Annotated in this window: 24 protein-coding genes (1 of these 24 only partly in view); 13 read left to right on the forward strand and 11 right to left on the reverse strand. The window is 41.5% G+C overall.

All coding sequences use genetic code 11. From position 1 onward, the window contains the following. The 4 genes from FHG67_RS10975 (at nucleotide 1) to FHG67_RS10990 (ending at nucleotide 3,759) form a co-directional block, all read left to right on the forward strand. Complete coding sequence (locus FHG67_RS10975) at nucleotides 1-879, forward strand: alpha/beta fold hydrolase (RefSeq protein WP_020984839.1); 879 nt, start codon at nucleotides 1-3, stop codon at nucleotides 877-879. Nucleotides 880-1,273: 394 nt separating this feature from the next. Beyond that, complete coding sequence (locus FHG67_RS10980; RefSeq protein ID WP_142499785.1) at nucleotides 1,274-2,116, forward strand: LA_0442/LA_0875 N-terminal domain-containing protein; 843 nt, start codon at nucleotides 1,274-1,276, stop codon at nucleotides 2,114-2,116. 9 nt (nucleotides 2,117-2,125) lie between these two features. Next, nucleotides 2,126-3,460, forward strand: coding sequence for an LIC11996 family lipoprotein (locus FHG67_RS10985; protein WP_061230765.1), 1,335 nt, complete (start codon nucleotides 2,126-2,128; stop codon nucleotides 3,458-3,460). Nucleotides 3,461-3,543: 83 nt separating this feature from the next. After that, a complete protein-coding gene (locus FHG67_RS10990) occupies nucleotides 3,544-3,759 on the forward strand; it encodes a hypothetical protein (RefSeq protein WP_002620255.1) in 216 nt (71 codons plus the stop codon). A 774-nt stretch (nucleotides 3,760-4,533) separates the two neighbouring features. Here FHG67_RS10990 and FHG67_RS11000 read toward each other — a convergent pair. The 3 genes from FHG67_RS11000 to serA all read right to left on the reverse strand — a co-directional run bounded on the left by FHG67_RS11000 (nucleotide 4,534) and on the right by serA (nucleotide 7,030). Continuing rightward, nucleotides 4,534-4,959 (reverse strand): PaaI family thioesterase, encoded by a 426-nt coding sequence (locus FHG67_RS11000; RefSeq protein ID WP_016759425.1) that lies wholly within the window; start codon nucleotides 4,957-4,959, stop codon nucleotides 4,534-4,536. Between the two features lie 414 nt (nucleotides 4,960-5,373). After that, the gene (locus tag FHG67_RS11005) at nucleotides 5,374-5,679 is read right to left on the reverse strand and encodes a hypothetical protein (protein WP_026054600.1); all 306 of its coding nucleotides are present in this window, start codon (nucleotides 5,677-5,679) and stop codon (nucleotides 5,374-5,376) included. Nucleotides 5,680-5,806: 127 nt separating this feature from the next. Then, complete coding sequence (serA, locus tag FHG67_RS11010; RefSeq protein ID WP_004497872.1) at nucleotides 5,807-7,030, reverse strand: phosphoglycerate dehydrogenase; 1,224 nt, start codon at nucleotides 7,028-7,030, stop codon at nucleotides 5,807-5,809. 200 nt (nucleotides 7,031-7,230) lie between these two features. Between serA and FHG67_RS11015 the strand changes: the two genes are divergently transcribed. After that, entirely contained in the window at nucleotides 7,231-7,782 is a 552-nt protein-coding gene (locus FHG67_RS11015; RefSeq protein WP_004497860.1) for a hypothetical protein, read from the forward strand. 113 nt (nucleotides 7,783-7,895) lie between these two features. Here FHG67_RS11015 and FHG67_RS11020 read toward each other — a convergent pair whose 3' ends face one another. Then, the gene (locus FHG67_RS11020) at nucleotides 7,896-11,528 is read right to left on the reverse strand and encodes a tetratricopeptide repeat protein (protein ID WP_142499786.1); all 3,633 of its coding nucleotides are present in this window, start codon (nucleotides 11,526-11,528) and stop codon (nucleotides 7,896-7,898) included. Nucleotides 11,529-11,676: 148 nt separating this feature from the next. Here FHG67_RS11020 and FHG67_RS11030 point away from each other — a divergent pair, with 148 nt between their 5' ends. Further along, complete coding sequence (locus tag FHG67_RS11030) at nucleotides 11,677-12,588, forward strand: early set domain-containing protein (protein ID WP_002618102.1); 912 nt, start codon at nucleotides 11,677-11,679, stop codon at nucleotides 12,586-12,588. Nucleotides 12,589-12,648: 60 nt separating this feature from the next. Next, nucleotides 12,649-13,398, forward strand: a complete 750-nt coding sequence (locus FHG67_RS11035; RefSeq protein WP_002618093.1) for a hypothetical protein — start codon at nucleotides 12,649-12,651, stop codon at nucleotides 13,396-13,398. 77 nt (nucleotides 13,399-13,475) lie between these two features. Here the strand turns inward: FHG67_RS11035 and trxB are convergent, their stop codons facing one another. After that, nucleotides 13,476-14,423 carry a thioredoxin-disulfide reductase gene (gene trxB, locus FHG67_RS11040; protein WP_004500443.1) on the reverse strand — a complete coding sequence of 316 codons (948 nt, stop codon included), beginning with the start codon at nucleotides 14,421-14,423 and terminating at the stop codon, nucleotides 13,476-13,478. 328 nt (nucleotides 14,424-14,751) lie between these two features. Between trxB and FHG67_RS11045 the strand changes: the two genes are divergently transcribed. Further along, nucleotides 14,752-16,092, forward strand: coding sequence for an LA_2490 family SGNH/GDSL-type esterase (locus tag FHG67_RS11045; protein WP_036075360.1), 1,341 nt, complete (start codon nucleotides 14,752-14,754; stop codon nucleotides 16,090-16,092). After that, complete coding sequence (locus FHG67_RS11050; RefSeq protein WP_002618090.1) at nucleotides 16,082-17,518, forward strand: MBOAT family O-acyltransferase; 1,437 nt, start codon at nucleotides 16,082-16,084, stop codon at nucleotides 17,516-17,518. The genes FHG67_RS11045 and FHG67_RS11050 overlap by 11 nt, the downstream gene beginning before the upstream one ends. Before the next feature lie 672 nt (nucleotides 17,519-18,190). Here FHG67_RS11050 and FHG67_RS11055 read toward each other — a convergent pair. Both FHG67_RS11055 and FHG67_RS11060 read right to left on the reverse strand, forming a co-directional pair. After that, the gene (locus tag FHG67_RS11055) at nucleotides 18,191-19,222 is read right to left on the reverse strand and encodes an LA_2486 family SGNH/GDSL-type esterase (protein ID WP_376767504.1); all 1,032 of its coding nucleotides are present in this window, start codon (nucleotides 19,220-19,222) and stop codon (nucleotides 18,191-18,193) included. Further along, nucleotides 19,200-20,054 carry a tetratricopeptide repeat protein gene (locus FHG67_RS11060; protein WP_376767503.1) on the reverse strand — a complete coding sequence of 285 codons (855 nt, stop codon included), beginning with the start codon at nucleotides 20,052-20,054 and terminating at the stop codon, nucleotides 19,200-19,202. Before FHG67_RS11060 ends, FHG67_RS11055 begins: the two co-directional genes overlap by 23 nt. Nucleotides 20,055-20,235: 181 nt before the next feature. On the opposite strand from FHG67_RS11060, the gene xerD reads away from it, so the two are divergent. The 4 genes from xerD to FHG67_RS11080 all read left to right on the forward strand — a co-directional run bounded on the left by xerD (nucleotide 20,236) and on the right by FHG67_RS11080 (nucleotide 22,539). Continuing rightward, entirely contained in the window at nucleotides 20,236-21,132 is an 897-nt protein-coding gene (xerD, locus tag FHG67_RS11065) for a site-specific tyrosine recombinase XerD (RefSeq protein WP_002722782.1), read from the forward strand. A gap of 151 nt (nucleotides 21,133-21,283) precedes the next feature. Continuing rightward, entirely contained in the window at nucleotides 21,284-21,712 is a 429-nt protein-coding gene (locus FHG67_RS11070; protein ID WP_002616704.1) for an ATP-binding protein, read from the forward strand. Next, nucleotides 21,709-22,113, forward strand: coding sequence for an LA_2478/LA_2722/LA_4182 family protein (locus tag FHG67_RS11075; RefSeq protein ID WP_016759301.1), 405 nt, complete (start codon nucleotides 21,709-21,711; stop codon nucleotides 22,111-22,113). Before FHG67_RS11070 ends, FHG67_RS11075 begins: the two co-directional genes overlap by 4 nt. Before the next feature lie 60 nt (nucleotides 22,114-22,173). Next, nucleotides 22,174-22,539, forward strand: coding sequence for a TfoX/Sxy family protein (locus FHG67_RS11080; protein WP_004497799.1), 366 nt, complete (start codon nucleotides 22,174-22,176; stop codon nucleotides 22,537-22,539). Nucleotides 22,540-22,858: 319 nt separating this feature from the next. Here the strand turns inward: FHG67_RS11080 and FHG67_RS11090 are convergent, their stop codons facing one another. From FHG67_RS11090 to FHG67_RS11105, 4 genes are all read right to left on the reverse strand, one after another. Further along, nucleotides 22,859-24,553: a FapA family protein gene (locus tag FHG67_RS11090; protein WP_172616498.1), complete on the reverse strand. Its 1,695-nt coding sequence runs from the start codon at nucleotides 24,551-24,553 to the stop codon at nucleotides 22,859-22,861. Nucleotides 24,554-24,636: 83 nt separating this feature from the next. Next, nucleotides 24,637-25,395, reverse strand: coding sequence for a sulfite exporter TauE/SafE family protein (locus FHG67_RS11095; RefSeq protein WP_142499788.1), 759 nt, complete (start codon nucleotides 25,393-25,395; stop codon nucleotides 24,637-24,639). After that, nucleotides 25,385-25,570 (reverse strand): cbb3-type cytochrome oxidase assembly protein CcoS, encoded by a 186-nt coding sequence (ccoS, locus tag FHG67_RS11100; RefSeq protein ID WP_004497795.1) that lies wholly within the window; start codon nucleotides 25,568-25,570, stop codon nucleotides 25,385-25,387. Before ccoS ends, FHG67_RS11095 begins: the two co-directional genes overlap by 11 nt. Beyond that, on the reverse strand, nucleotides 25,567-26,412 hold the 3' portion of the coding sequence (locus FHG67_RS11105; RefSeq protein WP_142499789.1) for a heavy metal translocating P-type ATPase. It continues 1,596 nt past the right edge of the window; the window shows 846 of its 2,442 coding nt (coding positions 1,597-2,442); the start codon falls outside the window, past its right edge; it ends in the stop codon at nucleotides 25,567-25,569. The genes ccoS and FHG67_RS11105 overlap by 4 nt, the downstream gene beginning before the upstream one ends.

Below are 26,412 nucleotides of genomic sequence, written 5' to 3' on the forward strand. Positions count from 1 at the left end.
ATGGGTGAGATAGAAAGCGGTTTTTTTCAATCTGGAGGATATAATCTTTCTTATAAAATTCATAAAAACGAAAAGAAACATTCGATACTTTTATTTCACGGATTTCAAGATGCATCGGATACGTTTCTCTATCAGTTTCCGTTTTTAACCAAACATTTCGATATTTATCGATTCGATTATAGAGGTCATGGGGATTCCGAATGGCTTCGGGAGGGGAACTATCACTTCATCCAAACTCTCGTGGATGTAAAGACGTTCGTTTCCAAATTTCTTCCCGAAAAGTTTCATATCTTAGGTCATTCGATGGGGGGAGGAATCGGAGCAAGATTTGCGGGAATTTATCCGGAGAAGATTTTAAGTCTGGTTTGTCTGGAAGGTTTTATGTCGATTCAAAATCCGGAGTTTGAAAAGAAACGTCTGAAAGCTTGGTTAGATACGCTCGAGAACAACGAAGTTGGGACTAGGGAAAGAAAGAATAAAAGTTTTTCGAATTTAGACGAATTGACAATTCGTTTGAAACCCGTTTATCCTAGATTGGATCCGAAAAAAGTTCGAGATTTGGCGACTTATCTTTCTAAAAAGACGGATACCGGATTTCAATGGAAAAACGATCCTCTTTACAAAAGAGGATTCCCTTTCATCTTTTCTCCGTATCTGACTCGTCATCTCTGGGAGTGTATTTCTTCTCCGACACTTATTATTTACGGAAAAGAAACGCATCTCATGCCTGAAAATAGGGAAGAAATCCTTTCCCATTTTAGACATCTAGAATATGTCGAAATGGAAAACGCGGGTCACAATATGCACCACGACCAACCCGAAAAACTGGAAGAATTGTTAAACGAATTCTACGCCAAACACGATTTTCTTTCTAAGTAGTTAGGATTTTAGGATCGTTCAAAACCGAGTTATTGTAGCCAAAAGAAATATTAAGTTATTCTAATTAATTCGCAATTTGTAGATGTCCCTTTGTGGATTGTAAAACGAAATTCGAAAAGTTTTCGGTCGGGCAACTCAAAGTGAAATCTTGTCGCAGTGGAAACGACGTTTCAGGTGTGGCCCTTAGTTTGGCTCTCAAATCGAATCCGCGGACCAATTTAAGAGTTTGTTCTAGAGTTCCATCGAAATATAATTGAGATGTTTTTGAAATGGTTTCTAGATCGTTGAATAAAAAAATATTGATAATAGGAATTGCGGTCGGTTAACGTCCCTTGGGAAAGAATTCAGCCTCGTTTTCAAACGGAAATTCTAAGAATTCTTTTGTGAAATTCAGATGGATTTTTTACAGAATAGAATGATTTTCCCATTCCGATCGATTGTAATCCTTTTTATGTTCTCTTCGTTTTCTCTTTGGAGTGCGCAGACGATTCTTTTAAAAGATGGAACCTCGATTAAAGGTAAAGTTACTGTTCAAAACGAAAAAATCATAACAATTCGTATGGAAAATGGAAGCGTTCAGACCTTATCTAAAAATGGAGTTCTCAAGGTAATTTACAAAGACGTAAGCGAAGAGGAAGCCAAGCAAATCCGTAAGAAAGAAGAAGCTAAGACCCGGGAATTTAAATCGACAGGCGATAAAAAAAAAATCAAAAAAGATACGATTCTATCTAAATCGGAAATACGGAATTTTAGGACGAGAAGTCGTTGGGATCTAATTTGGAGATCGGCCGTTCTTCCCGGTTGGGGACATTATAAAATAAATCACAAAAAAATCGGTATATTTTACGGGGCGCTTTTTTGGGGAGGAATTGTACTGACCGTACTTTCCACCGAAGAAATCGAGAGAAAAAAATCCGAATATAAAGATGCCGCGCTTGTCGGGCAAATCAGTGAAAATCTTCTGATCAGAGAAGCGATTCTAAATGGGAAACGCTCCGAGTATAAGAAGTCGGTTGATGAATATGAAAATATTGTGACCGGAACCGTCCTGATTTATTTCATCCAGCTAACACATTCTTATTTTACGGGCGTAAATTGGGAAAAGGAAAAAATCGTTGCTCCAGGCGGGGCAATTCTTCGCAAAGGAATCCAATTGGATTCCATGAGAGAGACTAACTTTCTAAACTCGAAGATGACGGATTGGAGAGCGGAAGTTCGATATAACTGGTTTTTTTAGAAATTTTATATGAAAAAATATTATTTTATTCTAATGTTACTGGCGTTTTTGAATTGTTATAAGTTCGAGGAAAGTCCTTTCGATTCCGTCGGAATTTTCAGTTTAATTCGGGCGTTTCTTTCCTCTTCCAAGGAAGGGTATACGAATTTTATGATGAATCGACACTCCGCGTTTCGTAAAGCGAACACGGATACGTATGTTTCTTATATCCGGAGAAACTTTGGTTATTCGGATAATCCGAAAAATCGAATCGACCTAATTGTCGCGAATGAAAATTCAACGGATATGATTCCTACCAATATTCCGATGGTTGGGAATCAGGTTGCGAGTATGATCGGATACGGTTACAATCCGGCAAATACGAATAATAAGTATTCTATTCTTTTCGAAGTCAAAAGCGCGGATACTTCGGGCGCTTCCACTTACGAATATTATTATTGGGCCGGTTTCGCGCTTCCGCAATCCGGAAACAGAATGACTTTCGCAAAAGTGTTTCCCGCAATTTCGGGAGAAAAAATCGTCGGTTTCGGTGCGTATAACGTAGGGGTTGTGGAAAAAGGGGTTTTTTGCGAACAACCGATTTCAACGAATGCCACCACTTGCTATAACGTAGACAGCGATTTTACCAATCGAATTACAATTCCGGGACCTATCTCTACTAATTGTACCTATGTCGCGCATAATAATGCGGTGGGTTGGTGTGTTGACTCGATTTCCGGAGCTAGTTATTTATTTTATGTTACGGATGGGACGGCTACGGCATTCGGAATTAATCCGGTCGCTTTAGTTGCAAACTATAAGTCGGCTCCTTTCGACACGTTTGCGGGAACGAATCATTTCGATATCCAACCGGATCTTATCCAATCGCATTATATAGAACATACAAACGATTCGATTCGAATTACTACGACTCCAGGGGATATTACTTCCTTAGGACCTCTTACCTCTCCCGGGAACTCGAATCAGCAAGTCGTCTCTGCAACCTCTCTTCTCGCAACGGATGTCATCGAATTCGTGCGTTCCTTCAACGTTGGTCCGGTTACATTTTTATCTTTTGTAGCGATTCCGAGTGCGAAGATAACTCCGTCTACTTATCTTTATAGAAGCGCGGATGTGGGAGTTTCTTGGACTCGGATCAGTCAAGAGGGTTTGGCGCTTCCAGCTCCGCAATACGACACGGATCCGGTTCCGAGTTATACTGCCGCATTGGGTGTTTTTGGGACAAATTCAGGGACGGAGAAGCTACATTCATTTGTCAATGGATCGGCCTTGAAACGTTATGTTTCCATAGACGACGGGACAACTTGGGTTCTTCAGGAAAAGATTCCGTTGACTTCCGAATAAAAAGTGTCTCATTTATAAAAAAAAGCTTGTACTTTCACCCGTATTTCCGGAACATTTCTTCAACAATTTTTAAGGATGTTTTCATGCAAGAGCAGGGTGCAAAGTTTAAGAATCAGTTGGAAAGATACATCAATTATCGCGGGATCGATATCGTTTTGTATCTCAAAGACGGTTCTCGTGTGGAATTGGACCGCAATCGTAAAATGGTGGGCGAACAAGTCGTGTATTTTCCTTCAAAGAATCTTACGAGCGCCGTGGAGATTGCGAGTATCAGTCGCGCGGAATTTTTTGTAGCTTGATGGGAGAGAATCCATTCTAGATCGGTTTAAAAAAAATCTTACGAAAAATATCAGATTAAAAATTGATTCCCTCTTTCAGAAAATAAAAGAGAATACGATCGATGGTCGTTATTTTATGGATTGGATCGTTCTTACAAAATAGGTTCCAATTGTATTTTGCGGCGTAGTTTTTTGAAAGAGGGAGCGAAAGTTAAAACTTCGATTTTGTCTCGGAGATTTCTTTTTCGGCGAGGATTGCTTTTTAACGTGAATTCGATATACTTTACCGATCCCTATAAAATAGAGTACCGTTAATTTGGACACAAATTCCGCGCTTAGACGCAGAATTTTGGACATTCTATTATGTAGAGATGAGTAATCACCCAAAATCAGGCACAACGCTTTCCTATCATAACCTTACTCGCAAATTAAGAAGGCTTTTGGGATACTTTTTGCAAGTAAAAAGCATCATTCTTGTCGGAACACTTGAAAAATATCAGTTTATCATTTTCTGATAGAGAAAAATTTCCCGAACCTTTCCGCCTCCACCCAAAAATAAGGGAAACTCGGGCACAACGCTTCCTAAGAGGCGCGCCTGAAGGAACTCAGGCGCAGAGCTTTCCTAAACTCAAATCTCGCTCCCGAAGGGTCGCGAGATAGGTCGCTCTGCGGGGGCGTAAGTTTCACTGTCGGAATTCCGACAGATTTATCTTCGGATCCAAGTATTTGTGGGGTTGGTTATGTTAGAGAGCAACACTTTAGTTTCTTATTCGCTCAATTTTTCTTAGGCCGAACTTATGTTAATTTAACTACCCAGGTGGAGAATAATTCTGCGACCAAGCTCCCTTCTTCGTCGAAGGCTTGGGAAGTCAATTTTATAATCGAACGCTTTTGTTCCGTGATTTCGCTTTTAATCCTCACTTTTCCTTTTGTAACGCTTTTACGATATTTGATTTCGGCGGTTGCGGTTGCCATAAACTTATATTTTAAATTGGAAGATCGAATCCAAGCTGCCATTGCAGCTCCGGCCGAACTGTCCATTGCGGAAAAAAGTGCGCCTCCGTGAACGATCTTAACCGGATTGAAAAAAGAGTCGTCGACCTTGATTTCGTATTCGCTTTTTCCTGGGCTAACGGAGAGAATTTGATAACCGATTTTATGGGAAAATAGGTCTTGTTCTTGAAAATACGCCGCAAACTCTTTCGTATCCGCTTCGGGCATTGAGGAAAATGGGTTCATATAGAATTAGATTTCTTATGGGAACTTCTTTGTCAATTCGTACAAAGATTGTCGAAAAGGTTAACGGGCAAAGAATCAATTTTGAAAAAATTAAAATCTGATTTGAGATTTTGGTACTTATACTACTCGACGCATGAAAATAGTATCAAGAATTAACAGGCGATTTTTGCAAAAATAAGAGGGCCTCACAAAATTATCCAGAATTGTTAGCTTTTTTGAAGAAGATCGAACATTCTAACTTTTGAAACAAACTTATTACAGTATTCTTTTCATGCGCCCGAGTAGTAAGAAGCGAATTTTGCCTCAACAGAAAAGATAGAGAGATTGCGAATATTCTAATTGGTCAATCTAAGTAAAAACGAATCAACTGGAGCGCACATTTTATAAATGGATCGCTTAAGAAAGGTCTCTAATTAAGTCTTCAATCTCTTGGATCTTATTAAAATCTTTTTCCGTATAGTTCATATAGAGATCATACTCCGATTCCGAAATTTTGTCGCAACGGATCACTTTGACCGGAATTTGAATCGCTCCGGAAAGACTAATCGTTCCTAGTTTGAGTTCTAAGATCGTTCCAGGTTCAACGGGAGAATCGGTTCTATGGAGCAAGCCTTTCAGGATATTTTCAGCCAACCGAAGGTTTTGACCGGTCAACCGGTTCAAATAGACCGTGACTGTGTTTGGAATTCTATTGTAATGCATGGCACAACGATGCAAAACTCCGCGGGATTCGATCAAGCAAAATCTTAAAATTTCTTCCGGGGTCTCGGGTTTATTATATTAAATTTTTATTATATTTTAGCGACTACTTTCGGTAATAGCGAAACGTTCAGTAAAGAATTCGAGTTTTAATCGAAAACGGATGTTTTTCGATTTTTTCCTTAAGTTCGTCTCCAACGGATTTGTCGATCACCATCGATAGATAGCCGATTTCCGCGCTGGTCCCCAAGTGCTGGGAGCTGATGTTTGCGCCGATTTCCGAAACCATGGAGTTGATGTCCTTTAAAAAGCCGGGTTGGTTTTTATGAACGTTTAGAATTCTATACTGACCAGACGGCAATGGTGTGATTTCGAGGTTCGGAAAATTTACGGAAAAAGTAGTCGAACCGTTGTTTACGAATTTTAAAAGTTTACTCGCGACTTCGGAACCGATGTTTTTTTGTGCTTCTTCGGTGCTGCCTCCTATGTGCGGGGTAAGAATCACGTTAGGCAGATTTTGCATTGGAGTTAAAAACGGATCGTTGTTCGATTCGGGCTCTTGTGGAAAAACGTCGATTCCCGCTCCGGAAATATGGCCGGATTGGATTGCTTGTGCAAGCGCCTCCAGATCTACAACTTTCCCTCTGGAAAGGTTAATCATGTAGGCACCTTTTTTGGTGATCTCGATTTCTTTTTTTCCGTAGAGATTCATCGTTTGAGGAGTTTCCGGAACGTGGAATGTGATGAAATCAGAGTTCTTCAAAAGTTCCTGATAACTTTCGACCGGAGTTGCGTTTCCGAGAGGAAGAACCATTTGAATGTCGTAGTAGATGACCTTCATTCCCATCGCTTCTGCCAGAACGGAGACTTGGCTTCCGATATGACCATAACCTACGATTCCGATCGTTTTACCTCGAACTTCGAAGCAATTTTTGGATATTTTGTTCCAAATTCCGGAATGAGTATTTCGGATATGATCCGGAACTCTTCTGGCGAGCATGATGATTTCGGAAATTACGAGTTCTGCGACGGAACGAGTGTTGGAATAAGGGGCATTGAATACGGGAATTCCTTTTTTTTCCGCTCCGGAAAGATCTACTTGGTTGGTTCCGATGCAAAAACAACCGATTGTCAAAAGTCTTTTGGCTTTTTCTAAAATGGCGGGAGTTACGTTGGTTTTACTTCGAATTCCCAGAACATGGACATTTTCAATTTCATCCAAGAGTTCTTTCGCCGAATAGGCCGCGGGGAGAAGACGCACATTAAAACCGTCCTTTTTGAACATATCAAACGCATCTTGATGAACGTTTTCGAGAAGGAGAACATTGATCTTATCTTTTGGAAATGAAATCATTTACCTACCAAGATTTCAAGAATGCGATTCCTTGAAAATTGAATTTTTGCTTGGCTTTGTTACGGAAAAAATCCTAGTTTAAGAAAAGTTCTTCAAAGACGAAATTTGATCTTCTTTTTTTGGATTCTCCGGTTCTTATGGAGAATTCATTGGAATTTTCTTTCAAATCCAAGGTATACTAAAAAAATTGGGGAAACATTTTGGGGGAGCTTTTGAAGATTTTGTTTTTCATTTTTCTTTTTTGTTTCAGTCTGTTTACTGGAATCGGCTGTTCTTCCGGCGATTCTATCCGCCGAACTCCCGAACCAGCTCTCGAACAGGTTTTATTCAATTCGGATTCTCTCTGTACTGGGTTTCATCTTTTTTGCTTCGGTGGAGACACTCGATCCTTAAATTTTCGAGGTGTTTTTAAAAATTCAACTTCCGAAAAATCTATCTTTCTAGATTATTATCTCAGTTCTTTCGAGGTCAGTTTTCCGGTCGGAGTTTCCTTAAAACTTGACGGAGCCTGGTTTAATCTTCGCAAAGTGGGAACCGATTATTCTGATTCCGTTCGAATTTCCTCTTTTGTTCCGATGGAAGTCGCCGATAAAATCATTCATGCAAAGGAAATTGCGTTCAGCTTCTCCTCCAGAGAAAAAACAACAAACCAATTTTTTTCTCCGGGAGAAGCCGCAAAATTTCAATTCCTATTAAAATCGCTTCGAGAAAAATTAGATACTCAATCAAAGTTGAATATTCTAAATCCTTAATTTTTTTTTGTTTAGATGTCAGGGTTTTAGTACTTTACAAAGTTGGAGACAGGCTTTTAACAATCGGATCGTAATTTCTTTTGAGATTTTTAGGACGGCTTTAAAAATAAAGCTCATTCTCTCGCCAACTTTTTAACGCTGTCTAAAGTGGGAGAGAGCCAGTCTTCCAGAAGAGGGTCTTGACCGATGGCTTCTTTTTTGAACATGAGGTCCTTGTTCGACATTGCGATTTCCGAAATCTCGTTGATTTTTCTTGCGGTTTCGATCGCCTTCCAATAGTGTTTCAGAGCTTCGGCAGTGTTTCCCTGTTTTTCATAGACCGCGCCGATGTTGTTGTAAGCGGCGACTAACGTCTGATAGACTTCCTGGTGATATGGATCATCCGGTTTGGGGAGGCCCATATTCAACAATTTTTCTTCCATGTCGTCTTGAACTTTGAGATAGTTTCCAAGACTCGCCTTGTATTGGCCTGTATAAAAGAAAGCGTTCGCTTTACCCATGAGTAAGGTGGAATGGTTGTACTCGTCCTCGTCTTCAAAACCGGCCCATTCGTTGAGGGAAGCGGCAAAGTCTCCGTTCATGTAATCCACCCAACCTTTGAAGTAGCGAAGTTCTCTTTGAATTCCTACGGGAAGGGGAGTTCTCCATCTGCGAATGAGGGTGAATTCGTTTTCGTCGGTTTGAACTGATTCCGCTTTGGAAAATCCGTCCAGAGAATTTTTGAGTTCCATGGATCTTGTTTTTGCGACCGTATCCATCGAGGTTCTTGCGCGGAACGGATAAATTTTACGTCCCGGAAATTCGGTAATCTTATCTTTTTCATGAATCCCTGCCGCGGATAAATATTGGATTCTCGCCTTATCGAAATAGATGCGCCCCACGTTTCCTTGGATCAGTGTTTCGTCCTCTTCTCTTGCTCCGTAGCTTTGTTTGTAATTCTCAAAACGTTTGAGGGATTCGTTTAACAATTTATCTGCTTCTGCGAAGTTCGCGAGACGAATCGCGTTTTCAGCGAGTTCCGTGGAAGCGAGATAATGAGCGGGATCGAGTGTCGCGGCTTTTTCGAAAAATCTTCTGGCTTGGATGGATTCCTTGATGGAAGCGAAATATCTCCCTCTTTGATAGTAGCCTTCCGCATATTGGGAGCCTTCTATTTCCGTTCCGGTTACGGGATCTTCTTCCGTTTTATGATAGATGAGATCCAAAATTTCAAGAGCGTTGTCGTTGACTTCCATTCCTGAAACCTGATCGATAGGATTGATATTATAACGAATTCTTAATTCTTTTTTATTCAGATCGGTGTAGAAGGAGGCAAGCTTGGAAAGAACGTGAAGAGAGAGTTTCTTTTCTATATCCAGGTTGTTCTTGATCTGTCTGTGGTGATTGATCACGAACTGAGGATTTCCGTCTTCCTTCCACATTTCGATGTAAGTGGAAAGTAGGCCGCCTTGTCCAACGGAACTCGAAGGATCGATCTCCACGATCTTATTGTAAAACGACGCGGCTTTGCCGAACTCCCTTCGGTTGTAATAAATTTTTGCGATTCCGGCGGTGGACTCCTCATCGTAGGGTTCGTTTCCGTCGGTATATACCTGTTTGAAAAAGTTAATCGCGAGCTGATCGTTTTTATATTTTCCGCCCCCGAGAGAAGGCTCGGTAAAAGAAGGCATAATGGAAGAATGGAATCTTCCTAAATTCTTATACGTTGGATTGTCGTGTGTTTGTTTTTCCAAACGCATCACGATATACGCGCCGGCTTTCATGATCTTTCTTTGAATTCCGTCTTGAGCGACGAGCACCATACGATTTTCGCTTCCGATCTTTCCTGCGATCGGAAGTTTTGCGTTATCCCAGACTTGGCCTTTGGTAAGGGTGACGATAGGAACTTTTTCGCGTTTGTCCCAAGCGTTGGAAGAAGGTTCTTCTCTTCCGGCGCCGAAATCGGGACTTACCTTACCAAATAATTTTTCAAAGGCTCTGTCGTATTCCTCAACTCTTGTGTATTCCACGCCGTAGAGATTCAAATATTTGAGATGGTTCGGTAGAATATTTTCTCCCCTGGCGAAAGATTCTTCCGCTTCGAAGAATTTTTTCTTTCGGGTCTCGCTGTTTTTCGGATAAGCTCCCGCCTCGCGAATCAGAGTGAGGCCTTGTTCGTAATACTGAGCCGCTTGATTTGGAATGATGAAGTTTTTGTAAAATAAAGTTCCGCCTACTACGAGAAAGATCGTAGCCGCGATTGAAATGATCGTCCTGCGGATTACCTTTCTTTGTCTTTGTAGACCTTCTTTGGTATAAACAGGATCTGTAGAAATGATAGGAACTCCGTCTTTGGAGAATCCGCTCATTTTTTGAGAGACGGAGATAGTTTCCCCTAAGGCTCCGGAGAGGAAGTCTGCGATTTCCTGGGGGGAACTTTCGATCTTGATTAATTCTAAGAGCCCTTTTTGATCTCTAGGCGTTAGCCGATCTTGAACGATTGAATCAATCACCGCACGACGTAAAGTAGGCGGGTATCTGAGAATTTCTTTTTGTATGATTGCGAGTTCTTCGTCTTTGAGCCCTTTATCGATATCCTGTTTTTCTTCGTTTGCGAGTCCTTGCAGATCCGCTTCTAGGCCTAAAGAACTTCCGGAATCGAAATCTCTACCATCCACATCAGACTCTAAGTCGGGACTGAAGGATTCGAAGGAAGAGTCCGCTGGTATGTCGGATAACGTGTCTTCTGCTGTGGAAGGAACAAAATCGGCGAAAGGATCTTCGGAAACGGTAGCAGAAGAGGCGAGATTCGAAAACGGATCTTGTCCTGTAGGAGGACCTAAGTCGCCAAAGTCGGCAAACGGATCGGATGGAGATTCCGAGTCTGCGGGAGAGCTGAAAAAATCATCGTCCCCACCGCCGGATGGAGGAGGTTCCGAGGACATAAATTCGTCAAAAGAATCTCCGCTATCGGTTGGGGCGGATTCTGTTCCGGAAAGGTCGAACTCATCTCTTTCGCTTTGGGTTTCGAGTCCATCAAATGGATCGGAACTGTCTGCGGCAGATTCGGGAATGGATGTGAATGTGTCCATACCCGCAAATGGATCTGCTTCCGAAACGGGAGAAGATACGGATGAGAAATCCTCTCCAATATCGGTTCCGCCAAACGGATCCGCTTCGGAAGATTCTTCCATTCCTGCAAATGGGTCTGGGGAATCTCCCGTCATTTCCTCTATACCCGCAAATGGATCTCCCTCATCCGTACTTGTGGATTCTTCTCCAAATGAAAAATCATCAGGAGCCGAGCTCGTTTCTTCCGAAAGCCCGAAATCACTGAATGGATCCTGTTCTTCCGACGCTGTCGAAGCAGGTTCAGAGTCCATTCCAAAATCTGCAAATGGGTCCGTTTGGTCGGAATCGACGGAAGGAGGAGTTTCAAAATTGTCTGCTTGTTGTGTTTGTTCCGGTTCTGCTAAGAGTTCATCTAAATCGATATCGTCGTCTTCAAAAACTTTGGTAGGAGGTCTTTTCGGACTTTCCGCTTCTGGAGATTCGTAATCGGAATCTACTTCCTCAGAGGTAGGTTCTTCGGATTCCTCTTCGTCGTGGGAGAGCGTTTGAGTTCCGTATCCCATCTTCTGACGAAATACGGAAAGCATCGGATTGAGTTCTTCCGAAATTTCCGGATTCTTGGACAGAGGCTGGAGAATAGAATGAATTTGTTCTAGTTCAGCTTCGTTCAGTGGGGTAGAATTCGCCTCTGCCATGATTTCCTGCTAAATTATATCGGTAGGCCTGTGGATTCTCCAAGGAAAAAACTCTCCCTTAAATCGTGTAAACCCATCCGAATCGAAAAAAATTTATGTCCTATCGGACTCGATCTGATTTCTGCGAATGCGACTACGGATTTGCCTTATGCTTTTTCGGAAATTGATCGAACTTTTATCCAGAATGAAATCGATTCCTGTAATTAAAATTTTATTAATACTACTTTTGACGATAAGCGTTGCAATTGGTGCCGACGAAGATACGGGAAATTGGATCGGATCTTTTTCATCGGAAGACTACGAAGACTTTTTGGAACCTGTGGAAAAGGAGAAGATTTATTATTACTGGCAGATGGAAAAACTGAAAAAGGCCGTGGCTCCTAGATACATTCGTTACATCGATTCTGCCTTATCTTTGGAGACTGGAAAGCTTCTCAATCGTGGAATTTTGTTCACCTTTGAAGGAATCGAAAACGAGGAGGTTTCCGTATGCGGAAATTTTTCTCTTTGGAGATGTATTCCTTTGAAAAAGAACAGTCACGGAGTTTTTTACATCGTACATAATCCGGAAAGTAGGGATACGATTCGAGAGGAACTTAAAATACTGGAATATAAGTTTAGAGTGGACGGTTTATTCACTCATGATCCGTCTAACCCGGATTCGGCGGAAGACGGCAATGGTTCCTTGGTTTCTAGATTGATCGCAATTCCTTCCGGGCCGGATAAACTCGCGACCACTCGAATTTTGGAAGATTCCCCCTATGAGGAATTGGAATATAGAACCGTCGAGTTTAGAATTTACGCTCCAGACGCAGAGATGATCACGCTCGTTGGAGATTTCAATCATTGGGATCCGGAAGAGGACGTATTAAAAAAAGATAATGAAGTTTTTACTCTTATCAAAAAGATGAAGCCCGGAAATTATCTCTATAATTTTGTTCAAGATGGAAAGATCATTTTGGATACCTTCAATCAGAACACAAGGCTTCGGGAAGATACGGGAGAAATTTCTTCTTATTTGACGGTTCCCGAACGTGCTTACGCTTTGGAGATAAAATAGATTCCTTTTTCATTGACTTTTTTTCATTGACCTAGTATTTTCCCGGGCTTTTTTCTACTCATGGAAAAAATTCGACTGGGAGTTTACACGTTCGGGGTCGTCGTCGTCGGGATTCTCGTCTTTACTCTTTCCAAAAGTTGGTTCATTTTAGATAGGGGGGTGGAGTTGGTAGAATCTGGCTCTTCCAAAGAAGACCCTACGACTCCCGCGGATAGGAGCGGGGACTTGTTCAATCATTCTGTGATTCTTTGGGAACGTTATCTTTTTTATCCGTTTGAACTTTCTCGAGAAACGGTTGCGGGTTACAGAAAAAATCTGAATCATGCAAGAAATCTTACCGTAATCGATTTAGAATCCGGAAATCATAGGAAGTTATTTAACCGAAACGTCTACATTTGGGATTATTTTACGGGTACGGACAAAGAAAAGGAAGCCGGAGAAACTACCGAAGAAGTCGAATTGGATTCGGTTTTGGCGCCCGGAATTTCCACGGGAAAAAATCTCATCCTGATCGGAATGACGGAAGATACGAACAAGGACGGATTCTTAAATCAAAAAGATCGAAAACAGGTTTTTGTGTATAATCCGATCGGTGCGACTCTTGTGGGGATTCTTCCGAGGAAATACTCTTTGGAAAAATTTCTTCCTTCTTCCGGTAGGGAAAGATTGGTGATGATCGTTTCTTTGGAAAAAGAGAAAGAAGAATCGAAAAAGAAAAAGCCGTCCCCCGTCGTATCAAAACTTCCCGAAATCACATTCTATATTTATGATATTCGAAACAGAAGAGGAATGCTCGTGGAGCGGCCGTGAAAGTATTCCAAGTTTTCATCCGATGCGCGATTGAACGTTAAGCATCTTTTTGAATGGATAAGAATATTTTAAAATTCTTATCTTTCTCTGGACTCGAGCCAACGTTCCGCATCGAGTGCGGCCATACAACCGGAGCCCGCGGCGGAGACCGCTTGGCGATAGATTTTATCCTGAACGTCCCCTGCGGCAAAAACTCCTTCGATACTCGTTTTAGTGGAACCGGGTACGGTTTTGATATAGCCACTTTCATCCAGATCTAAAATTCCTTTGAAAATATCCGTATTCGGTTTGTGGCCAATTGCGTAAAAAAGTCCTCCGACCGAAAGTTCTTTTTTTTGACCGTTCGTCGTGTCTTCCAAAGTCAAAGCGGTGAGATTTTTTCCATCTCCTTTTGCTTCCTTGACTTGTGAGTTCCAGATGATTTCGATTTTGGGATGAGTGGTCGCTCTTTTTTGCATAATTTTGGATGCGCGAAGAGAGGCTCTCCTGTGAACCAAATATACCTTAGAGGCAAATTTCGTCAAATGAGAGGCTTCTTCTACTGCCGAATCTCCGCCGCCTACGACGGCCAGTTCTTTGTTTCTATAAATCGGAAGGGCTCCGTCGCAAACCGCACAGGCGGAGATCCCTCTTTGCCAGTAGGTGTCTTCGCCGATTACATGCATTCTTTTTGCGGTGGCTCCGGTCGCTATGATTACCGTTTCGGCTTCAATCAATTCTTCGTCCGACCAGAGTTGGAACGGCTTGGAGGAAAAATCTACTTTAGTGATGGTTTGTGTCAGGATTTTGGTTCCGTATTTGACGGATTGTTCTCGGAAGAGTTGGGTCAATTGGGTGCCGTCGATTCCATTCGGAAAACCGGGAAAGTTTTCGACTTCGGTAGTGGTTGTAAGCTGACCGCCTGCGGCAATTCCGCCCGCCATAAATCCTTCATACATCACCGGATTTAAGTTTGCTCTGGCGGCATAAATCGCGGCAGTATGCCCGGCCGGTCCGGAACCTATGATGACAATTTTGTGGGCCATGATTTCCTCTATTAGAATGATTCTAAACTTGATCTATTTTTAGACTCTTACGTTGTAAAGCAGATCCTGAGAATTTGGAAAGTTTTTCTCTTTCGCAGAACTTTAAAGACTGTCTCAAAACGGAATTAACTTCACAGACCCCTAATCTGACCCCTGACTCCCGATCTCTGACCCCTAACATCTATCCACTAATCCTACGGTTTTGACGGATGAGAAAGGTATGCGTTTGAATTACCTACGAAATCATCATGAGTTGATTTTGACCTTGAAGGAGAAAGATAGAATTCGCTTGCCAGACAAGCCTTATATTCCAACCTTTCCTCTATCCATGAAAGGATTTTTCTCCTGGGCAGGACGAGCCCTTGTATTTTTCATTCTCGCTTTGATCGGAACGGAAATTCTTCTCAATCTTCTCAAGAGCCCCTCTCTTCAATTTTATAGAGATCAAAAACTTCTCCATAGATACAATCCGGTTTATTACGTGGATCTCGCGCCGGATCAGGATATTTATATCCGTCATTTTGCCGGAAAATGGGAAGGAAGGTTCAGAACCAATTCTCTCGGGATGAGAGGCTTGGAAGAACCCGATCTGAACAAACCCCAACTCGCCTGTTTGGGGGATAGTCTTGTGATGGGTTTTGGAGTTTCCGATGAAGACACGTTTTGTAATTTGCTGAACGGGATCGAGTTAAAAGGCGGAGCGAGGCAGACTTTAAATCTAGCGGTGGACGCATACGGTTCCTTAGGAGCGCTTCGAAGATTGAAAGACATGGCTCCTAAATTAAAGAATTTAAAAGAAGTTCTTTTTTTCGTTTCAGGAAACGACTTTACGATTCCGGAGGAACTTAGAGCGAAAGGAATATTACCGGATGACGAGATCGACGAGATTCGAAATCGGGATCCGAATTTTAACCGAAATTTTAGAATTCAATTCGAACTTTCCAGAGCCTCTTATACGCTTCAAGCTTTGAAACTGGCTTTTGAACAATTAAAAGTCCAATACGGATTTACTCTGTTTCGTTTGAGATCGGAATGGAATTCTACCGGACTTTCCTCCGCTTCTACCGCCGAACAAACCCCCGCAAAATATATGAGGGATTCTTTTTTTAGAATTTCGGAAACAAAATGCGATCCTGCCAAGAAAGATATATTCGAAAAAACGAATGTATTTGCAGTCCCTAACCCAGATGTTATGAGCAAGGAGGAATATAAAAGAAAATATTGTCCCGAACCGATTCCGGATTACTTTTCCTGCCGGGAAAAAGAACCGCCTCTTAGTTCTCTGGAACCACTTCCGAAAATCACACAACAAGCATATGACGAAATGGTGGAATACACAAGATCGCGAGGAATTCGGTTGATCGTGGTTTTGATGCCGATCCAGGTAGAAGAGATCTTTTGCAGAAATCGAGGGCTTTATCATCCTTTGGAGAATTATGCGCTTCGAGCGGCGGCTTATTTTGAAAAGAAGAAAATCCCTGTGCTTAAGCTTAGAAAAGAAACCGGGGAGATGTGCGGAGAAGTGATTGAAACCGCGAAAGATAAAAAGTTTTCAGGGATTCGGGACTATTTTATTCCCGAAGACGGGCATTTGACCGTGTTCGGAAACCGATGGGCAAAACGGGCCTTGGAAAAACAGCTCAAGGAATTGGAAAAAAATGCTCTTTAATTCGGTTCAATATCTTGTTTTTGCCCCGCTCGTAATTTGTCTTTATTTTTGGCTTCCGGTAAAGTTTCAACGATTTTGGCTTTTGTTAGCGAGTTTGTATTTCTACGCTATATTCAAAATTCCTTTTGTTCTTCTTCTGATTTATTCGATCGTTTTGACGTATTACGCGGTAAAAGGAATGGAAACCGCCCGTTCTAAATTTTCAAAATTATTCTTTTTGAATATAGCCGTTTGGGGGAATTTACTTCTTCTCTATTTATTTAAATATATGGATTTTTCCATCCATGCTTGGAATGTATTTACGGATTCAAAACCTTGCGATCCTGCCTACGTCTCTTCAACGGGCGCGATCTTACCGATGGGTATTTCGTTTTTTACCCTACAGGCGATTTCCTATGCGGTGGACGTGTATCGCGGAACCGTTTCACAGGCAAGGAGCCTCTTTCAGTTCGGACTTTTTCTTTCGTTTTTCCCCCAGCTTGTCGCGGGACCGATCATTCGGGCTCAGGATATGCTCCATCAATTTTTGGAGAATTATACTTATAAAAAAGAAAATCTTCTTCCCGGGATTAGGCAACTGTCTTGGGGTCTTTTTAAAAAAACATTCGTTGCCGATCCGATTTCTCTGACAGTGGATCCGGTGTTTGCTAATCCTGGCGCTTATGATTCTCTTTCTTTAATCTTAGCGGCGTTTTTATTTTCTTTTCAGATCTACTGCGATTTTTCCGGATATTCGGATGTCGCGATCGGAACCGGAAGGATTCTAGGATATTCCATTCCGGAAAACTTTATGAGACCTTTTTTGTCTCAAACCGTAACGGAACTTTGGAGAAGATGGCATATATCCTTTTCCTCCTGGCTCAGAGACTATATCTACATTTCCTTAGGCGGAAATCGAGTGAGTGTTTTTCGGGCGTACTTCAACGTGTTCATTACTACTTTTGTGAGCGGTATCTGGCACGGAGCGGATTGGAATTTTATCATTTGGGGAGCTTGCCATGCGCTCGTGATGGTGTTGGAAAGATTTATCTTTTCTTTTTCCTCTTTAAAAAGCGGTTGGGATAAAATTCCGGATTGGATCAAATACACGTATTCGTTTCTTATCTTTTCTTTTTCTATGTTTTTCTTTCGGGCCAAAGCGTCTCCGGAATACGGATACAATACTAGTTTGGAGCTTGCGTTTGCTATTGTTAGGCGAACTTTCTCCTGGGAGAATGGCCAGACTTTGCAGGTTCCGTTTGCGGTTTTGTCGGCGGTGATCATTTTATTCGGAGCGGATTATCTTCAGGAGAAAAGACGAACTTGGATGGAAGATCTTCAAAATAAACCTTGGGTCGTTTATCCTTTGGCGGGAATGATGATACTTGTCGGTTTCATTCTTTACAGCGTGACGGTAAGTCAGCCGTTTCTCTATTTTCAGTTTTGAGGTTAGGTTCTTGTTTTATAGTTTTTCATAGGAATTTGTTCATGTGTTTGTGTTTCCGCGAGCCTTACCCGGGATCGGAAGAAGCGCTAAAAACGTAATTGAATTTCAGAGTTCTACTCTTTGAAGCTCAGTTGTAGTTTCGAAATCCGTTTCACCTAATAAATTAACGTGAGCAGGGTCGTAAGAAAGTTTGGGTGAATAAGAAACTAAAGCGTTGCTCTCTAACATAACCAACCCCACAAATACTCGGATCCGAAGATAAATCTGTCGGAATTCCGACAAATCCTCTGTGAAACGATCGGCCCCACAACGCGCCCCTTAGGAAGCGTTGTGCCTGAGTTTCCCCTGATTTTGGGTGGCAGGGAAAATAAACTCTATTTCGCTTTCTATGGGGCGCGAAATAGGGCGGGAGGCGGAAAGACTCGGGAGATTTCTCTCTATCAGAAAATCATACTTTTTGCAAGTAAAAAGCCTCATTCTTGTCGGAACACTTGAAAAATATCAGTTTTTGATCCTTATTATCCCAAAAGCCTTCTTAACTTGTGGGTGCCTCTCTACGGATCGAAACATAGAATCGCTTTCGTATTTTGTTATATCGAACTCACGTTAATTTAATGTTGTATCACTCACTGAATTCATAGTTTTTTTGAGGATAAAATCGAAATAAAATAATCAAAATGATTGACTAAGAATTTTTTCTGAAATCCTATCAGCGATCAACTTTGCCGAGATTGCGTTTGGATGCCCGTCGTTTTGAAGGTAAAAATCGGTATTGTTTCGATTGTATTCGCGAATGAAATCGGGCCTTGTGTCTAGAACTGGAATTCCTTTGTGTTTTGCGATTTCCATGACTTGATCGAGCAAGGGAGTGGATGGAAGAGGGGTTAAGGAATGGGAACCATTTGGGTATAAGACCACGGTTAAGGGAATATTTAGTTTTTTGCAAGTATCGAAAAAGATTCTCATTTCATGGAAGGACGGATGATCGTCCGGGTAGTTGCTAATAGTTTCCGGAATCGTTTCGGGACCGTTTTTACGGAGTTTTTCCAATCTCCTGTTTTCGCTTTGAATTTTGAGGTAATTAAAGAGCGCGCTGTATCTGGATAAAAAAACGGAGGCTCGAAAGAGCCATCTTCCATAGATTGAATTTTTTAAGTAGATTTCTCTGTACACGTCTTGCAGATCCGAAGGATGATAAATCCAAAATACCGCCTTCGGTAGAATACAATCCTTCTTTGCAGAGTCCTTACAAAGAATCGTCCTCTCCATTTTTCTTTGAATTCCGCTCGTACCGAGAGAATCTACTCCGAGATTTCGAACTTGGATTCCGTAAGATTTCAGTGTTTCCTGCAATTTCCAAGCGATCGTATCGGAATCGTTTTGTCCGAAACCGTAGGCGATGGAATCTCCCATCAACCATATTTCCGGTTTTTCTCCGGGGATTACTTTTTCTTCCGAAACGATTCTTTCAGCGTGTTCCTCCACCCTTACTCGAAACGTAAATCCAGCAGGATGAGGTAGGGTTGTGTCGGAATTCGGACAAAGCATGATTTCCGGAATTTCCCACTCTTCGATACAGTGGACTTGTTTATCTCTCAGTCTGTAAATGAGGCCTGCGGGAGGAAACATTCTCATTAATATTTCGCATAACGCAATGCAGAAGATAAAAGGAAGAATGATTTTACGATATGGAAACGATTTCATGATGAATTAAGAAGTGGACGCAAGAAAGTTCGCGCTTTGTAGAACAAGTAAAACACAAAAAAGAACGACTTATCGAACAACTCCCAAGAGTTGAGATACTAAGTTTTGGGAGCAATTCGTCGGAATCGAATAAGAAAAGCAAGTTGAGTTTATTATGATTTATGAAACTCATGACGCTCGGGAAATAACCGAGTGAGTATTTAAAAATCCTTACACCACTTTCAGGAAGAGGTGATGGGCCGAGTTTTGGGAATTTTGAAGATAGGTAAACGGTTCGGTTTTTTGGACAGATGAAACCCGAGTTGTGAGACACGCCGTAAAGGGAAAGTTCGCATTTCAAAAACAAACGTCTTGCGGGAGGTAGAAGGGTTGGAATCGCACTCGCCTTGAATCGGTTGAATTCTGATCCGTTTTTCTTTTTTTCAAGAAGGCAATCTTTTAGAAAAATTGCGTAATTTTCCATTTCTTTATCTTTTGACTTGGAAATTTTTTCCAGAATTCTTTTCGTTTTATCCCTATCTTTTTCTTGTAAATGAATTTCAAGAAGATAAAGTAAAAGGGAGGAATCGCCGGGAAGAGAAGATTCGGCCTTTTCCAAATAAAACGCTGCTGAATTGAGAGCGAGTCCGCTATCCGCAAGAATCATTCCGAGAGTGCGATTCGCTTCCAAATGGGTCGGATTCTTTTTAAGGATCGATTCGTAAAGGCGCATTGCTTCCGCAGTGTTTCCTCTAGAAAGAGAATCTCTTGCGTTCCAGATTATTTCCTCGTCGGAGGAACAGGAAACGGAGAAGAGCAACATGAAAAAAATGTATCGGATATTGGGTCTCATAAATACAGAAGTTTTTACTTTCATCGTTAGAAAAAAAGAAAATTTAGACCGTATTTGTCTAGGGTTTCGATTAGAATTTTCCAATAAACCCATTAGGCAACATAAAAAAGTTTAATTCTCCTGAGGGGAAATGTCCGAAGGATTTAATACTTGTTAAACATTTTAGACGGGACTAAAAACAGTGACATCTTCACATAACAACCTACTTCAAAATTTTCAGGAATATCTCTCCGTAGAAAAGGGATTAAGTGACAACTCCATCTACTCTTACGGATACGATTTGAACAAGTTTAAGAACTTTCTGGAAAAGGAGCACATAGATTTCCTAAAGGTTCAGGCGAATGATATTATGCGTTTTTTAAATGAGGAAAGGGACCGCAAGATCAGTTCGAAGACGATAGCGAGAGAAGTGGTTGCAATTCGACAGTTTTACAAGTTTTTAAAGGACGAAAAAAAACTCGATACCAATCCGACCGAGAAGATCGAAACTCCCGAGGTGATGCGAAGCATCCCGGATTACCTGACGCAGGACGAGATCGAGGAATTGTTCGCGAGTATACGAGAGGACAATCTCTACGAACTCAGAGACAAATGTATTTTCGAATTATTGTATTCTTCGGGGCTTAGAATTTCGGAGGCTTGCAATTTAAGATTAAGCGACATGGATCTGGAAGGAATGATACTGACAGTGGAGGGAAAAGGAGGACGTCAAAGATTGGTTCCGTTTGGGGAAAAATCCTTGGACATAATGAATCGTTATCTGAAACAGAGTCGGCCTTTTATTCTCAAAGCGAGAAACTGCGAGTATCTTTTCGTTTCTAAAAAAGGCTCTTATATCAATCGTAAATCCGTTTGGAGACTTTTGAACCACTATATAAAAAGGACGTCTATTTCCAAAAAAGTGACTCCGCATACTCTCAGACATTCCTTTGCGACTCATTTGTTGGAAAATCACGCGGATTTGAAATCGGTTCAGGAACTTTTGGGTCATATCGATATTTCCACGACGCAGATTTATACGCACATGGCGAATAAAACCTTAAAAGAAGTTCATAAGAAATTTCATCCCAGAGGATAAAAGTCGGATTTTAAAAGAAGACGTTTTCTGTGAGTCGCTCATTCTTAGGTCTTTCCATTTGAGAAAGTGATCGGAGTAAGAACGATCGAAAAAGGGATTTTTGCTTTTGAAAATACCGTGTGTCTGATTAAAAAATTGAATTGAAGTCGAAATGGATTCCGGGAAAAAGAAAAATCTAGAAAATCTGTTCCGATTGCAGATCCCTTCCCATCCTCGTTATCTTTCCATCATTCGAAGTCTAATCCATAACCTGGCGTTTGAGAACGGATTTACCACGAGCGATTCTGCCGATCTCAAACTCGCAGTCGGAGAATGCCTTCTCAATGTAATCAAACATTCCTACAGTGGCAGAAAAAATTTACCGATTTTCATAGAAATCAGCCTCTTTGACGATCGTATAGAAATTCGAATTCGCGATTTCGGAGATCAGAAAAACCTTTCCGAAATTAGAGGATATGAGCCGAATGATTATCGGGAGGAAGGAATCGGTCTTTATCTCGTGAAAAAACTCACGGATCATTTTTATCTGGATCAATCCCTGCCGGAGGGAAACAGACTGATTCTTACAAAATTGAAATGAACTCGTTGCCGAAATCTATATTCTGTTTTTTTATATTAATCTTTTCGATTGTTTCTACCTGTAGAAAAGGTCCTTCCATTTCCAGAGAAGACGTTCAAAAACTCAGCAAGGACTATTTTACTCGTCTTTGTACAAAAACTGCCGAATGCGCGAGTCGTTATCTGGAAACCTTACCCGCCTCGGAAAAAACCTCGGAAAACGCCGCGTATTCCGTGGATCAGTGTATGGAAGAACAGAAGGATCAGAACATTCTGCCCGACGAATACGAAAAAGTTACGGATGCACAGATTGCCAAAGTGAAAGTTTGTATGGAAGACCTTCTCAAAGTTCCTTGTGAGGAAATGGAGGGCGGGGGGATTTCTTCTTGTCAGGAATTGTTTCAGTCGTCGAAAGACGAGTGACGCGATTTTAAGAACCTAATTGTAGTTAGGTGAAATGTTGATAAGAATAGGAGAATGAGAATGTCATCGGATCCAAGTTTTGTAGATTTTATCGTGGATCAAATGGAAAGCGCGGGGCAAATCGTATCCAAAAAAATGTTCGGAGAATATGCGATTTATTGCGACGACAAAATTGTAGCACTGATCTGCGATAATCGTCTTTTTATAAAACCCACCGAAGGCGGTAGAAAATGGATTGGAAACGTACAGGAAGCGTCGGCCTATCCGGGGGCGAAGCCGAGTTTTCTGATTTCAGACCAATTTGAAAACAAAGAATGGATCAGTACTCTGATCAAAATTACGGCTGAGGAACTTCCTAAGCCAAAACCAAAAAATAAACCTAAGAAAAAAACTTATCGTCGCGGAAAAGAATATAAGAATCGGTAAAAAGAGAATTGTCTCGGACAATGTCACTTCGATGTTCTTGGAAGCATTAGAAAAAACTTAAATATCTTAGTAGGGTTCTTTCGTAATTTTAGAAGGAAACGTCAAGATTGGGACGAGTGAAATCGATAAGACGTTTGAATAAAATACTGGAGTGTTCGTTTACCGCTTACGAACTGTATTGTAGACGTACTCGCATTGAAAATCATTCGGGAGAAGACGAATTTGCAAACGCTCCGGACAAATCATCCTTAAAAAATAGGAGAATGAATGTGGGAACTGGAAAAAATGGAGCTTTGGGATCGATTGTTAATAAGGTTGATTAATTCTCTTCTTGTAATATCCCCAATCGTTTGGGTCTTATCTTTGTAATCTGGGCGTTTCCGTCGTTTCCTAAAAACACAAAAGAAGGTCCTGGAATCTCTTTGAGACGAACTTTGAAGTTTTTGCCTTTACCGGGATAAATGTCTACTCCGGGAAAAATTTCCTGTTCCACTTCTACGTAGGAATCCTTGTCCGGTTCAAAACCAATAATCATGGATTGTTCCTGTTCGAGAAGGTTATTTAAAATTCCTGAATATTTCTGTTTGATCGCCAAAAGTTTCGGAAGACTTTCTTTCTCTTCGGCAGTCAGTTGTCTTCTTTGGGAATCTTCGTTTAACTTCGCGAGACTCTGTTCTACCTTTTTTAAAATCTCTTGGTTTTTCTGAACTTCGTTGCGAAGTTTTTCTAGATCTTTTAGAAGTTCGGGACGTACTCCTACGGAAACGGACGTTTTTGTTTCCGCGATGGCGCCTAATTTTGTACAGATGACCGATTTGCCCGCCACACAACTTCCACCGATCAATTCTCCTCTGCCTCCCCGAATGAAAACGGATTCTCCCGCCACAAGTTCGGAGTGCATCGACGCTTCTTCAATAAAGATCGTGTTCTTTGCCAGTAGTTTCCCTTGCTCCACAAAACGAGTATAGATATCGGATCCGGATTCGATGAGACCGCCGTTTCTTCCCATGAATCCGCCGGATAAAACGACATCTCCTCCGGCTTTTAGAAAAACTTTTCCGACGGATTTTTTGACGATGATGGATCCTTCGGTTTCCAATGTGAAACCGTCCGCGATCGAACCTTCCACAATGATGGTTCCGGGAAAATTAACGTTTCCCGTGGAAAAATCCACGTTCTCCAAATGACAAACTTCGTCGACTCGTATGGTTCCTTGGCGATCCAAGATCGGTCTTCCGTCGATCAGGGAAGTGGCAAAAGTTCCTTCTGAAGATAGTCTAACGTTTGCGCCGAGTTTCCATTCTGCTTCCTTTCCCGGATCGTAGGGAAGAATTTCTCCGAATACGTTTTTTCCTTCTTTTCCCGGGAGAGGAGAAATTTTTTCCGCAAGTTTTTGATCCTTAGAAACACTTTGTATAATTTGAATATTCTTAAAATCTACTCTACCATACTCATCCTCTTCTAAATTCGGAACTGCCGGATGAATGAATAAAATCCGTATGTCTCCGTTTTTCCCAGGAACCGGAGGCACACCTTCTGCAATGAGAATTTTTTTTCCATACTCCGGTTCTTCGGAAAGTGTATCGATGATTTCTTCTCGAATTCCGAATTGGATTCCTCTCTGCCGAATCGATTCCTGAATTTGTTCGGAGTTTAAGATTCTACCGCCGTATTTGGGAGGATAAAAAATGAGATAGGCTTTCATACGATCTTCGGAGATGTCAATTTCGATCCGAGAACTTTCCGGTTTACCGGGCCATTTTCCGATAAGATGCGAAAGGCCGTCCGATTTGAGAGCAAGATTTTGGATGATTACGGGAGAAATTTCCGTGATCCGAAAAAGCTCGATTCTTCTTAAAATTTCTTTGGAGTCGACCGGCTTTCCTTTTTTGCCGGCGGGAAAAACGGAAAGGTACGCAAGCCCATCTTCATTTTCTATTTTGAAGAATCCGTTTTCGTTTTCTTCCAGATCCTTTAAAAGGGAATCCGTGAAATTCTTGAGGGAATCGCTCATCCGGGGTTTCAGTTTAGAAGTCATCGTCCCTTTTTACAATCGAAATCTCTCGAGAAAACTTGAATGTTTGGAAAGAATTTTTGTCAATGATGGTGAGAATGTTCTTCGTTTTGGGAAGGGGGCCGTTTGATTTTGTTTGGGTCTAGGGAATATTTGTGTTCCGCATGCGTATGATTCATTCGGAAAAAGATCATAGAAATTCCGATAAAGACCACCGCAACTCCGGCGAATTTGATTGCGTTTGTAGGAAGTTTCAAGACGAGTTTTCGAAATCCGATTCCAAAAAGAAAAAGAGCCGGAAACGTTCCCAAAAAGAATACGGACATTATGATCGAACCATATCCTATATCTCCTGTCGCAAACGCCAAACTGAAAGCGGGATACAAAGCAGAACAGGGAAGAAGTCCCGTTATCATTCCGAACGCCAAAGGGATACCGGAACGATTTTTACCTTGTTTGAGCGAAATGATGAGAGGGGCGGCAAATTTGTTGAGAATTTTTTGATAAACTCCGGAACGTTCGGGATCGGCGTTTTGTAAAAGTCTGAGCCCGAAGACAATGACGAAAATTCCGGAGATCACCGCCGCAAATTCCCGAAGGGAAACTATATTCCTCCCTGCGAGATTGAGACCGGAGCCCACAAAGCCCAAAATAGCGCCTAACGTAGAATAGGATAAAAGTCTTCCCAAGTTGTAGAGAAGATTCGTTTTGAACCTCGCTTCTTTTTGGTAGAGATTTAAGGTTCCGGCGAAGGGCCCGCACATCCCGAGACAGTGTATGGAACTCGTGATTCCGTGGAGAAATGCCGCAGAAATCGTGGTTAGAAAAAGTTCAGTCTGCATGAAATTTTTTCTGTTTCGGTTTACCGATGTTTGATTCTTCGTCGTCGAAGAGCATCCTGTATTTCGGTCCTTCTATATCTTCGTACTGACCCGATTTTAACGACCAGAGGAATGCAACCAATGCTCCCAGAGCTATCAACATTGCCATAGGAATCGTGAGATACAATGCGTTCATGATTTGCTTCTCCATTGCAAAGAGATGGAATTGAGGACTACGGAAAGAGAACTGAGAGTCATAAATCCCGCACAGATGACCGGAAGCATAAAACCAAAAGCGGCCAAAGGAATCATGATCAAATTATAGATTAAGGATATTAGAATGTTCTGAAATATGATATTTCTCGTTTTCTGAGATATGGAAATAGCGTACACCAGAGAATCCAATCGGTTGGAAAGTAATACGAGATCCGATTTGTCTATGGACAGATCGGAGGCGATTCCCATAGAAATTCCTAAGTTCGCCGCCGCCAAACAAGCGGAATCGTTGATTCCGTCTCCTACCATCACGACCGTTTCTCCGTTATTTTGTGCTTGTTTTATGACTTTCAGCTTTTCTTCCGGCTTCAATTCATAGAAGGAATTTTTCAGATCCAAAAAAAAGGCAAGTGATTGAACGTCGGATTTGGAATCTCCGGAAAGGATTCCTAAAAAGCCAATCCTGGATTTTAGTTTTCGAATCGTTTCCTTTGCTTCAGGGCGAACGGTATCTTCCAAACGGAAGCTCGCTATGAGTTTCTCGTTTACTCCGATATAAATCTTTCCGTCCTGCGAATCTTTGCCGTTGGAAACAAATTTTCTGTTTCCGATTCTATACGTTTGATTTCCGTTTAACGAAACTGCTTCGATTCCGTTTCCAGGGACTTCTCGGATTTTTTTCCAAAAAATTGAAATCGGAGATTTATTTTTTTGCCGAAGCTTTTTCTCGATTTCTTTCATTAAACTGGTTGCGAGAGGATGTGTGGAATTGGATTCCATCGAAAGTAGAATCGAATAAACTCGGAGATAATCGTCAGGTTT

The organism is Leptospira weilii (assembly GCF_006874765.1).
Lineage (GTDB): Bacteria > Spirochaetota > Leptospiria > Leptospirales > Leptospiraceae > Leptospira > Leptospira weilii.